Origin of the sequence: Buchnera aphidicola (Myzocallis carpini), assembly GCF_964059025.1 — a bacterium.
In the GTDB taxonomy this organism is placed as follows: domain Bacteria; phylum Pseudomonadota; class Gammaproteobacteria; order Enterobacterales; family Enterobacteriaceae; genus Buchnera_L; species Buchnera_L aphidicola_AK.
Genome location: NZ_OZ060376.1, coordinates 274,830 through 287,772 on the forward strand (window position 1 = coordinate 274,830; position 12,943 = coordinate 287,772).

Annotated in this window: 9 protein-coding genes; 4 read left to right on the forward strand and 5 right to left on the reverse strand. The window is 22.1% G+C overall.

Annotated elements, in window-relative coordinates; genetic code table 11:
• Window positions 1–9 precede the first annotated feature (9 nt).
• Both AB4W53_RS01245 and ptsG read left to right on the forward strand, forming a co-directional pair.
• Window positions 10–789, forward strand: a complete 780-nt coding sequence (locus tag AB4W53_RS01245; protein ID WP_367671622.1) for a TatD family hydrolase — start codon at window positions 10–12, stop codon at window positions 787–789.
• 32 nt (window positions 790–821) lie between these two features.
• Window positions 822–2,264, forward strand: coding sequence for a PTS glucose transporter subunit IIBC (gene ptsG, locus AB4W53_RS01250; RefSeq protein ID WP_367671624.1), 1,443 nt, complete (start codon window positions 822–824; stop codon window positions 2,262–2,264).
• Between the two features lie 68 nt (window positions 2,265–2,332).
• Here ptsG and AB4W53_RS01255 read toward each other — a convergent pair whose 3' ends face one another.
• The 4 genes from AB4W53_RS01255 to AB4W53_RS01270 form a co-directional block, all read right to left on the reverse strand.
• Window positions 2,333–3,472, reverse strand: a complete 1,140-nt coding sequence (locus AB4W53_RS01255) for a porin (RefSeq protein WP_367671626.1) — start codon at window positions 3,470–3,472, stop codon at window positions 2,333–2,335.
• 87 nt (window positions 3,473–3,559) lie between these two features.
• Window positions 3,560–4,957: an asparagine--tRNA ligase gene (asnS, locus tag AB4W53_RS01260; RefSeq protein ID WP_367671627.1), complete on the reverse strand. Its 1,398-nt coding sequence runs from the start codon at window positions 4,955–4,957 to the stop codon at window positions 3,560–3,562.
• 284 nt (window positions 4,958–5,241) lie between these two features.
• On the reverse strand, window positions 5,242–6,171 hold the full coding sequence (locus AB4W53_RS01265; RefSeq protein ID WP_367671629.1) for a rhodanese-related sulfurtransferase: 930 nt from the start codon (window positions 6,169–6,171) through the stop codon (window positions 5,242–5,244).
• A gap of 86 nt (window positions 6,172–6,257) precedes the next feature.
• On the reverse strand, window positions 6,258–9,113 hold the full coding sequence (locus tag AB4W53_RS01270) for a valine--tRNA ligase (RefSeq protein WP_367671631.1): 2,856 nt from the start codon (window positions 9,111–9,113) through the stop codon (window positions 6,258–6,260).
• 479 nt (window positions 9,114–9,592) lie between these two features.
• Between AB4W53_RS01270 and argF the strand changes: the two genes are divergently transcribed.
• Both argF and AB4W53_RS01280 read left to right on the forward strand, forming a co-directional pair.
• Entirely contained in the window at window positions 9,593–10,597 is a 1,005-nt protein-coding gene (gene argF / locus AB4W53_RS01275; protein WP_367671633.1) for an ornithine carbamoyltransferase, read from the forward strand.
• 62 nt (window positions 10,598–10,659) lie between these two features.
• A complete protein-coding gene (locus AB4W53_RS01280) occupies window positions 10,660–11,052 on the forward strand; it encodes a Rid family detoxifying hydrolase (protein WP_367671634.1) in 393 nt (130 codons plus the stop codon).
• 164 nt (window positions 11,053–11,216) lie between these two features.
• Here AB4W53_RS01280 and AB4W53_RS01285 read toward each other — a convergent pair whose 3' ends face one another.
• Window positions 11,217–12,911, reverse strand: coding sequence for a DEAD/DEAH box helicase (locus AB4W53_RS01285; RefSeq protein WP_367671637.1), 1,695 nt, complete (start codon window positions 12,909–12,911; stop codon window positions 11,217–11,219).
• Window positions 12,912–12,943: the final 32 nt, after the last annotated feature.

Consider the following 12,943-nt stretch of genomic DNA (forward strand, 5'->3'; position numbering starts at 1 on the left):
AATATTTATATGTATCTTATTGATTCTCATTGCCATTTAAACCTTGTGCAAAAAAAAAATTCATTTGAAAATATTACTCATATTTTAAATAATGCACATCAAAAAAATATTAAATTAATTTTAACGGTTTCCACATCTATTCAAGATTATAAACAATCTATTCAATTATTTAAAAGATATCCCAATATTTTATATAGCTGTGGTATTCATCCATTAAATTCCGAAATTATGATAATCAATAATATTGATTTATTAGAAAAAAAGATTTTAAATAACAAAAAAATTATTGCATTAGGTGAAACTGGTATAGATTTTCATTATTCTAAAAAACACAAAAAACAACAAATTTATTTTTTTGAAAAACATTTAGAATTCGGTCAAAAATACAAAAAACCAATTATTATACATACTAGAAATGCAGAATCTGATACTATCAATATTTTATCCAAGAAATATTTTCAATCATGTACTGGTATTATTCATTCCTTTACAGGAAGTATAGATATGATAAGAAAATTATTAAATTTAAATTTTTATATTTCATTTTCTGGAATTATTACTTTTAAAAATGCTCAATATATGAATAAGATTATACAATATGTTCCAATGAATCGCATGCTCATTGAAACAGATTCTCCATATTTATCTCCAACACCCTATCGCGGAAAATGCAATCAACCATCTTATATATTTTACATTGCAAAATACATTGCAGAATTAAAAAAAATTAGTATATTGGATTTGTCAAAAAGAATTAAAAAAAATTTTTATACATTATTTGATTTATAAAAATAATAAAAAATATTTAGGAAATTTATTAAATGTTCAAAAACATGTTTGCAAATTTACAAAAGTTAGGAAAATCATTAATGTTACCAGTATCAGTATTACCAATAGCTGGTATTTTATTAGGAATTGGATCTGCACATTTTATCACTATTCCTGTTACTATTTCAAATATTATGGCAGCAGCTGGAGGATCTGTATTTAAAAATATACCATTAATTTTTGCAATAGGTATTGCATTGGGATTTACAAACAATGATGGTTCAGCTGCATTAGCTGCAGTAATTTGCCATAATATTATGATACAAACAACATCCATTATTATTCCTATGGTATTAAAAAATCATTTTTATCATTATCATCAAAGTTTTTGTGATCTTGGAGTATTAGGAGGGATTATTTCTGGTAGTATTACAGCATATTTGTTTAATCAATTTTCTAAAATTGAATTACCAGAATATTTAGGTTTTTTTTCTGGAAAAAGATTTATACCAATTATTTCTGGACTCTGTGCAATCATTTTCGGATGTTTATTATCTTTTGTATGGCCGCCTATTAGCCATATGATACAAATATTTTCACAATGGGCTGCTTACCAAAATCCTATTCTTGCATTTGGAATATATGGTTTTGTAGAACGTGCATTAATACCTTTGGGTTTACATCATATATGGAATGTTCCATTTCAAATGCAAATAGGAGAATATAAAAATTCATTAGGTCAGATTTTTCATGGAGATATTGCTAGATATATGGCAGGTGACCGTACTGCTGGAAAATTAGCAGGGGGATTTTTATTTAAAATGTATGGTCTTCCTGGAGCAGCAATGGCTATTTGGCATTGTGCTTATAAAAAAAATAGAGCAAAAATTGGTGGAATGATGATTTCTGCTGCTTTAACAGCCTTTCTAACAGGTATTACAGAACCAATTGAATTTTCATTTTTATTAACTGCACCTATATTATATTTTATACATGCTATATTAGCAGGAATAGCGTTTCCTATATGTATATTATTAAATATGCATGCTGGAACTAGTTTTTCACATGGTTTAATTGATTTTATAATATTAGGTATTAATGGACATTCTATATGGATGTTTCCAATTATAGGAATTATATATGGATTTATATATTACATTATATTTTACTTTTTTATTAAATTTTTCGATTTAATGACCCCGGGTAGAGAAAAAATTCCAAAAAGTACTATATATAAAAATTCAAAAAAAATCATACCATTATTAATTGAATCTTTTGGAGGAATAAAAAATATTGTTCATTTAGATGCTTGTATTACAAGAATTCGTATTACTGTGAAAGATATTAAAAAAGTCAACAAAATAAAAATTAATATTTTAGGTGCCTCTGGAGTAATTATTTCTGGTTTAGGAGTACAAGTGGTTTTTGGAACAAAATCAGAAAATATAAAAAATAAAATACAAAATTACATAAAAAATACTAATAAAAAGTATTAATAATGATTTAAAAGAAAATAAATTTGTAATACTACTATCTCCTAATAAAATAGTAGTATTAATTTTTTCTAAAAAAAGTATACTACACCCATTTGAAAAAGATTCTTTATATGAGTTAAATTTAACAAATTTATATTTTTATTTTCTAGAAGATCAATTTTGTCATTAAAATATAAAAAAATATTTTTATTGTATAAATATTCAAGTGATAAAGTTAATTTATTATAATAATTTAAAAAATTGATATGATGATCTTTTTTAATCGTTTTTATTAAATCTACATTATAATAAGTTTTTTGAAAAGAAAATTTTTGTAAACAACCTATACTGAAACAAATACGATGTGTAAAATAATATGATAAAAATATATTAATATTCTGATGATTTTTAAATAATATATCTTTATTATATGTATCAACATGAACATCAATCGACTTACTATACAAACTAGCAAAATGCAAATTATGAAAATGATACTTAAACGCTAATCCATATTTTTCTTTTTTGTAATCTACATTTTTACTAAATTGACTATTAATATAATGATTTATATCTGCAGCATACATACCAGCAATACTAATACCAAATTTTTTACAGTCATATCTAATGAAATGACTTAAAATACTTTTATACCAATTATTATATATATCACAATTGGGGTATTGATATTGCAATGCTATAGTTAAATTCTCTATTAATCCAAAAAAATTTGTATTTCGATACGTCATAGAACTTTTAAGATTATAAGTATTATCTTGAGATAATTTTTGAAAATCAAAATCATTATAAAAATTTTTATGAATAAAATGATTCATATCATACATTAAATTATAATCTTGTCCATATTCTATAGTTCCAATTTTTTTCATATAAAAACCTATAATCATTGGGTTTACAGGTTGAATATTTAAATCTTGATATTGAAATTTTAAATTTTTTTGGTGATAATTATATCCTAATGTAAAATAACTCATCGTATTAGAATCAGAATGTAATGTTCCATATAATATCAAATTAAGAAGATTATTATGATTAACATAATCAAAATTATCAATTTTTAAAATATATGCACATTTTTGATTTTTGGCAGTTAACATATGTATTTTATTATTATTACTATACTGATTATCTAATACTGTTGCATGAACAGTACTGATAAAAAAAAATACTGAAAATACCACTATTATAATTTTTTTTATGTTATTCATAATATTCACCTAAAGATGTCAATGATCAAGAAAATTTCATATTGAAATTATATTATATCGTATTTTAATTAAAATAATTTATGCATACTAACAAAAATTATTTTTCACTGTTCTTGGAAATGGCATAATATCTCTAACATTTTTAATGCCAGTGATATACGATATTAATCTTTCAAAACCTAATCCAAAACCGGAATGAGGTACACTACCATATCTACGTAAATCTATATACCATTCATAAGATTTTTTTTGTAAGCCTAATTCTAATAATCTAGATTCTAAAATTTCTTTTCTTTCTTCTCTTTGTGAACCTCCTATAATCTCACCAATATTTGGTAATAATAAATCCATAGCTGCTACTGTTTTTTGATCATCATTTAATCGCATATAAAATGCTTTCAAATTTTTAGGATAATTTTTAATTATAATAGCAGAATGAAAATAATTATCCACAAGATATTTTTCATGTTCAGACAAAAAATCCATTCCAAATTTTACCGTACTCTGAAAATTAACTTTAGCATTTGATAAAATGTTAATAGCATCTACATAGTCAATATGTACAATTTTTAAAGACAAAAATTGTTCTAATCTTTCAAAAATATTTTTATCACATTGATTACATAAAAAATTTAAATCAGAATCACAATTTTTGAGAATATATTTTATAATAAATTTGATAATTTTTTCTGATAATACCGAAATATCTTCAAGAGTAGAAAATGCTTGTTCTATTTCTAACATCCAAAATTCTGATAAATGACGAGTAGTATTAGAATTTTCTGCTCGAAATGTTGGTCCAAAAGTATATACTTTTTTCATAGCACATGCATAAGATTCTAGTGTTAATTGACCTGAAACCGTTAAAAAAGATTCTTTTCCAAAGAAATCTTTTTTAAAATCTACAATTCCATGTTTGTTTTTTGGAATATTATTCATATCTAGTGTTGATACGTGAAACATAGAACCAGCACCTTCTGAATCTAAACTAGTAATGATAGGAGTAGGGATCCAATAATAATTATTTTTATATAAAAAATTATGCATCGCATGAAATACATGGTTTCTAATTCTAGAAATTGTACCAATGAAATTAGTTCTAGGTCTTAAGTGCAGCACTGTTCTTAAATTTTCATAAGTATGTTTTTTAGAAGATATTGGATAATTATTAGGAAAATCTACCCAACCTAGAATTTCTATTTTATAAGTATATATTTCATATTTTTGCTGATTTTTAATGGAAAAAATTAATTTACCTTCAATTACTATAGAACAACCTACTGTTAATTTTAAAACTTCCGAATAGTTTACAATATTTTTTTTAATAATAACTTGTATTGGATTAATATGAGAACCATCATAAATATCAATAAATGAAATACCAGAATTTGAATGTCTACGATTACGTATCCAACCAAACATTTTAATATTAGTATTAATTGTAATATTATTGTTATATATTTCATTAATTGAAACTACTTTCATGTTATCATAATACCTTTATGTAAATTAAAAAATCATTATATTAATAATATTACATTATAACATAATTATCAAAATTATTAATCAAAATATAACATAATATGTTATATATTTTCAATATATATACAATATATAAAAATTTTCATTAATCATTCTTTTAAATTTATTCATTAATAAAAATGATATCATAAATATTTTAAAAATAACAAAGAATTTATTATAATCAAAAATGAAAAAATATAAATAATATTTTATATGATATTTTAAAGAACAATATTATTATGATATTAAAGTTTTTGACAAGTTTCAGAACAATAACCTTGATATTTATTATAACAAAATCTACATTGAATAAAAAGATCATGGCAATAATCATTTTTACAATTAATATAATTGTCACAAAAAGTGCCACATATTTTACAATGAGATAAAACATGATGAGAAATATTTTCAGTCATTCTATAATCAAAAACAAAAATTTTTCCTTCAAAATATATTAAAAAATTATTTTTTTTTGCTTGATAAACATAATTTAAAATTCCTCCTTCAATATGATAAACATTTTTAAAACTATAATGTTTCAATAATGCTGTTGCTTTTTCACACCTTATACCTCCCGTACAATACATAACAATATTCTTATTTCTATAATTTTCTAAAAATGAGACAAGAATTTTTAATTGATCTCGAAATTTTGAACCTGGTATGTGTATTGCATTTTTAAAATGACCAATGACATATTCATAATCATTTCTCATATCAACAAAAATTGTATTTTTATCATTCAACATACTATTTACTTCTTTAGGTTTTACATAAATTCCAGTATTTTGGAAATTAATATTATTTTCTAATAAACCATCAGAAATAATTTTCTTACGTACTTTTACTTGTAAAAACCAAAAAGATTTATTTTTATTTAAAGATTTATTTAATCGAATATTGTTTAAATTTTCATTTATTGTATATAATTTCTTTTTAAAAAAATTATATAATTTAGAAAAAACACTAATTTGTGCATTAATTCCTTCTGTAGAAATATAAATTCTTCCAAATATTCTGAGCTTATAAAAAATAATATAAATTTTATTTCTGAACTCTAAAGGATTGATAATATTAAAATACTTATAAAAAGAAACTGTAATTCTATTTTCAGAATTCTTTAACATACGTAATTTTAATTTTTTTTTGGAATATATATTATATAATTTTTTCATATATACCTTATTCAAATAATATTAATAAAATATTTTAATAAAAATTATATTTTATCAATACAAAAATATTTACTATGATGATTGAATCAATTAAAATATATATTTTTTTTATTTACCATACTATTTCTTTTTAATAACAATAATTTCAATTCTTCTTTTTTTATATTAATTATTTTTTTATTATCTTGAGAAAGAAAATTGTTATTTTCTAATAAAGTTTTTAATTTATAAATTTTTTTATCTAAATCTAAAATTTTTTTATTTAATTGAAAAATTTTTACTTTTTTATTAACAAAATCATCTAAAATAATAGAAACTTTTATATTATGTATATTTTTACTAAAAATAGCATTTTTAATAACATGTTTTTTATTTAAAATAAAAATACTTTTTAAAAAAACTATTTTTTTTAAAATATTTTCGTAAAATAAAAAAATGTTTTTATATTCCAAACACAAATTTTCAATAGATATAGATACTAAATCAGTATAATGAATATTTAATTGAATGCGTGTTGTACGTATAAAAATAACAATATCTTGAATCAAATTCATAATTTTAATACTATCATTATTCAAATAATTATATTTTACTTTCGGAAATGTTCGTAACATAATTGTTTGATCATCAATATTCAAAAAATTTTTAATATTTTTCCAAAGATGTTCTGTAATAAATGGAATAATTGGATGTAATAGTCTTAAAATATTCTCAAAAACATATATTAAAATATATTTAGTATGCAGTACAATATTATCGTTATATTTTGTAAAAATAATTTTTACAATTTCTAAATACCAATTACAAAATTTATTCCAAAAAAAATCATATATACTATGTGTAGCAATATCAAAACGATATGTATCCAATGCATTACGAAAAATTTTAATAGTTTCATTTAATTCTGCAAGAATCCAGATATTAAAAAAAAAATCGCATTTTTTATTTTCAATTTTTCTGATATCTTCTATTTTAGTATTCAACATGATAAACCGACAAGCATTCCAAATTTTATTACAAAATTTTTTATATCCTTGTAGTTGTTTTAAATCCCAATGCAAACTACGATTGATAGAAGATAAAGACGCAAAAGAAAAACGCAAAACATCTGCACCAAAACTTTGTATTCCATTAGGAAACTTTTTTTTTGTTATATCATCAATGCTAATATGAAGTTTTTCATAAACATGATCACTTTTTCTTTTTTTTAATAATGCTGACAAACTAATTCCATCAATAATATCTATAGGATCTACTACGTTACCTTTAGATTTAGACATTTTATAACCTAATTCATCCTTAATTAATCCAGTAATATATATATTTTTAAATGGTATTTGTGAATATCCACAATGATCTTTAATTACATACATAGTCATCATAATCATTCTAGCGATCCAAAAAAAAATAATATCAAAACCGCTCACAACCACTGTTGTAGGATGAAACATATTTAATAAATTATTTTCATGAGGCCAATCCAATGATAAAAAAGTCCATAAACTAGCAGAAAACCATGTATCTAAAACATCTTTTTCTTGAATTAACATTATTTCTTTTTGAAGAGAATATTTTTTTCGAATATTTTTTTCATTCTCTCCAACATATATATTGCCTTTATTATCATACCATGCTGGAATTTTATGTCCCCACCACAATTGACGAGAAATACACCAGTCTTGAATATTACGCATCCAAGATAAATACATATTTTTGTATTGTTTTGGATAAAATTGAATTTTATCGTCTAAAATAGTTTTTATTGCTTGTTGGGATAATAAAGAGGTTCGTAAATACCACTGATCTGTTAATAACAATTCAATTTGCGAATTACTTCTATCGCCATATAAAATTGTAATTTTTTCTTTTTTAATACAATCAATCAATTTCTGCTCTTTTAGTATATTAATAATTTCTTTTCTGGCCTGTAATTTTTCTAACCCTTTTAAATATTTAGGAACTGTTTTTTCGTAAATATCTATAATATTCCCTAACACATCATATATTTCAAGGTGATTACAAATTTTTCCACTATTTGTAAAAATATTAATAATAGGTAATTTATTTTTTAAAGCAACATGATAGTCATTGAAATCATGTGCTGGAGTAATTTTTACACATCCTGTTCCTTTTTTCATATCAACAAAAGCATCAGAAATAATCGGTATACATCTATTTATAATAGGTACAATGACAAATTTTCCTAATAAATATTTATAACGTACATCATTGGGATTAACAGCAATTGCTGTATCTCCTAATAATGTTTCAGGTCTTGTTGTCGCAACTACTAAATAATTATCCTTACTATGTTGTTTATTTACATCTAAGATATGATATTTGATATACCACATTTTTCCTGTAACTACACGATGTTCAACTTCTAAATCAGAAATGACAGTTTGTAATTTTATATCCCAATTAGATAATTTTTTTTTTCGGTAAATTAAATTATTTTCATACAAATTTATAAAAACTTTTTTTACACCCTGACAAGATAATCTATCTAATGTAAATCTTGTTCTGTCCCAATCAACAGAATTTCCAAGTCTTTTTATTTGAGAGTGAATATTACATGATAAAAGATTTTTCCATTCCCAACATTTTTCAAGAAATTGTTTTTTACTAATATCATGAATATTCTGGTTATTTTCAGATTGTATTTTTTTTAAAATCAGAGTTTGTGTTGCAATGCCTGCATGATCTAACCCCATTTGCCATAAAGTATTATCTCCTTGCATACGATGATATCGAATTAAAATATCCATAATGGTTTGCTGAAATGCATGACCCATATGTAAATTTCCTGTAATATTCGGAGGAGGCATAATAATACAAAAAGTATTACTATTCTTATCATGCGTAGGTTTAAAAAAACCTTTTTTTTCCCAATTTTTGTATATTTTTTCTTCTATATTTTTAGGATTATATATTTTTTCCATATTTTTGTATTGTATAATAAATACTCTTATATAAGTATTCATTTTTTAAATGAATGATTTTACATAAATATATTATAAATATATTTTTTATTAATATTAATTAATATAGTACATAAAAAATTTCAAAAATATTTGGAATATTTATCATCATGCATATATTAATAATATTATATAAATTATTTTATCAAAATGTTTGATTTTAATAAATTTTTCAAAATATATATATCATATCCGTAAAATATTATTAGTATTTCATATTACCTGCAATATATTTATAATAATAATTATTAGTATTTTTTCTAAACCAATCATGATCAATACTAATATTTATATATTATCATAATACACAACGTCTTGTAATAATATTTTATTATTAATATTAATTATCTATATAATTATATGTTTATATTATATTCATCACTTTATTATTAATATCATGTAATATAATTTATAAATGATTGTAACAAAAATAAAATACTATGAATACTTTATATAAAAAAAATTTTTTAAAAATATCTGATTTTAATAAACAAGAAATCTTAAATATTATAATATTGTCCAAAAAATTAAAACAACAAAGAAAAGAAAATACAGAGATAAAATATTTAAAAAATAAAAAATTTGCTTTAATTTTTGAAAAAGAATCAACACGAACTAGGTGTTCTTTTGAAATTGCTGCTTTAGAACAAGGTGCATATACCAGTTATCTATCCCCTGGGAGTATACATTTAGGTTATAAAGAATCTATATTAGATACATTACATTTTCTTGAAAAAATATACGATGGCATTGTATATCGAGGAAATAATCATAATAATTTAAAAAAAATATCGAAAAATTCTAGTATTCCTATTTGGAATGGATTGACAGAAAAACATCACCCTACACAAATATTAGCAGATTTACTTACTATTATAGAATATTCAAAAAAAAGTCTTTTTGAAATCAAATTAGTATATATCGGAGATGCTTCTAATAATATTGCAAATTCTCTTTTAGAAATGGCAATACTTTTTAGTTTACAAATATGCTTTATAGCTCCCAAAGAATTTTGGCCAAAAAATAATAAAATCCAAAAATATGAAAAAAAGTATAATACAAAAAACACTTGTACTGAAAATATTGCAGAAGGTATTAAATATGCAGATTTTATTTATACCGATGTTTGGATTTCACTAGGCGAACCAAAAAAAAACCACAATAAAAAAATTACACTATTAAAAAAATATCAAATAAACCAAAAATTACTAGCATTAACAAATAATTCTGATGTAAAAGTTTTACATTGTTTACCAGCACTACACGATAATCAAACCAATATGGGAAAAGAAATTTCTCAAAAATATAATTTAAAAAATGGAATTGAAATTACTGATATAGTATTCCAAAAAAATAAAAAAATTATTTTCGAACAATCTGAAAATAAAATGCACACTATTAAAGCATTAATGATCTATACTTTAAACAAAAAAGTATTATATTAAAAATATAATAAAAGTTTATTATTATTTTCATTATAACATAATATTTTATGGGAAAAAAAAATATGTATAATATTATTAATACAAAACAATCTCCACAACCTATTGGACCATATGTACAAGGAGTTCAAATAAATAATTTTGTATTTATTTCTGGACAAATACCAATTAATATTAATTCTGAAATTATCTCAAATGATATATCTAAACAAACAGAAAAAAGTTTACAAAATATTAAAAATATTATAGAAAAAGTGGGATTAAAAGTAAATAATATTGTAAAAACAACAATTTTTCTGATTAATTTAAAAGAAATTGATAAAGTAAATTGTGTTTACAAAAATTTCTTTATTCAAAATAATGCAAGGTATCCTGCTAGAACATGTGTAGAGGTTTCTAAATTACCAAAAAATGCTAAAATTGAAATTGAAGCTATAGCAATAAAAAATAATTTGTAATTCTAAAATATGCCACAAAGTGGCATAAAATAAATATTATCATTATTAAATGATAATTACAAGAAAAATTATATTAATAATTTTTAAAAAATTTTTAAAAATTATTGTTATAATATTTTTTACAATAAGTACAAATTCTTTTCAGATTGTAAAAATGAATAAAATTATTTTTTTTGTAAATCATTATTATGTAATCTTATTCTAATAGGTTTATTCAAAATTTTCGTATGTATAAGATTTTTAAATATTGCTTTCGGTAAATGACTTGATAATTCTAAAAAAGAATATTTAGGAAAAATTTTTACAGTCCCAATATTATTACTATTAATATCTCCTTCATTAGAAATAGCACCGACGATATGTCTTATTTCTACACCATCATTATATCCAACTTCAATACGGTACATATTCATTGGTATTTTTTTTTTATTAAATTTTTTGAAAATATTATTTTTTTTAGTATAACTATTTTTTATATTTTGATTAAAAAATATTTTTTTATTTTTCACATATTCATAATCATTTTTTTTTTTTATCAATTTTTTTTCTGAAATAATTAATGGACGTTCTCCTTGTGCCATTTTTAGTAATGCTGCAGCTAATAATTCCAATTGAAAATCATGATGTAAATTAATTTGATTTAATAATTTACAATACTGATTTATATCTTTACTATGAATTTCTTTAATAAGTTTTTTTTTAAAATGATCTAATCTATATTGACTGAGTAATTTAATATTTGGTAATTCTACTGGAACAATAGGTTGTTTCACAATACGTTCAATATTTTTTAATAAACGCCATTCCCTGTTTTCAACAAACAATAAAGCACGACCAGTACGTCCAGCACGACCAGTACGTCCAATTCTATGAATATATGATTCTACATCCATAGGAATATCATAATTAATAACTAAATTAATTCTATCAACATCTAATCCTCTAGCAGCAACATCTGTTGCAATTAAAATATCTAAACGACCATCTTTTAATTTTTCTAATGTTTTTTCTCTAAGATTTTGATTCATATCCCCATTTAATGCAGAACTATTATATCCATTTCTTTCTAGAATTTCTGCAACTTCTAAAGTTGCATGTTTTGTACGAACAAAAATAATTGTTGCAGAATATTTTTCTAACTCTAAAAATTTAATTAATCCATCAGTTTTTCTACCATTGACCATCCAATATCTTTGTTGAATATTTGGACGAGTTGTAACATTGGATTGAATTTTAATCACTTGAGGAGTAACCATAAATTTTTTAGCAATGTTACTAATAATATTAGGCATTGTAGCTGAAAATAGCGCTGTTTGATGTTTTTTAGGTATCTGTGATAAAATATTTTCAACATCTTCTATAAAACCCATTCTTAACATTTCATCAGCTTCATCTAAAACTAATGTTTTTAAATTAATTAAATTCAGTGTTTTTCTCTTTAAATGATCTAATAACCTACCTGGTGTTCCAATAATAATTTGAGGACCTTGTCGCAATATTTTTAATTGTATTTCGTATCTTTGTCCTCCATATAACGGTAAAACTTTAATATTTTTAATATACTTCGAAAAATCTGCAAATGCTTTTGATACTTGTATTGCTAATTCCCTTGTCGGAGTTAATACTAAAACTTGGGGGTATCGTAAATTAATAATAATATTATTTAATAATGGCAATGCAAAAGCAGCAGTTTTTCCACTTCCAGTTTGTGCCATTCCTAAGACATCTTTTCCAGATAATAAATATGGAATACATAGTTTTTGAATAGGAGAAGGATCAATATATTTTAAATCATTTAATGATTTTAAAATTAAAGAATTTAAACCTAATTTCAAAAACAAATTTTCAGTTTGTATCATTTATTATAACCTTTTTAAAAAGTAAAATATAT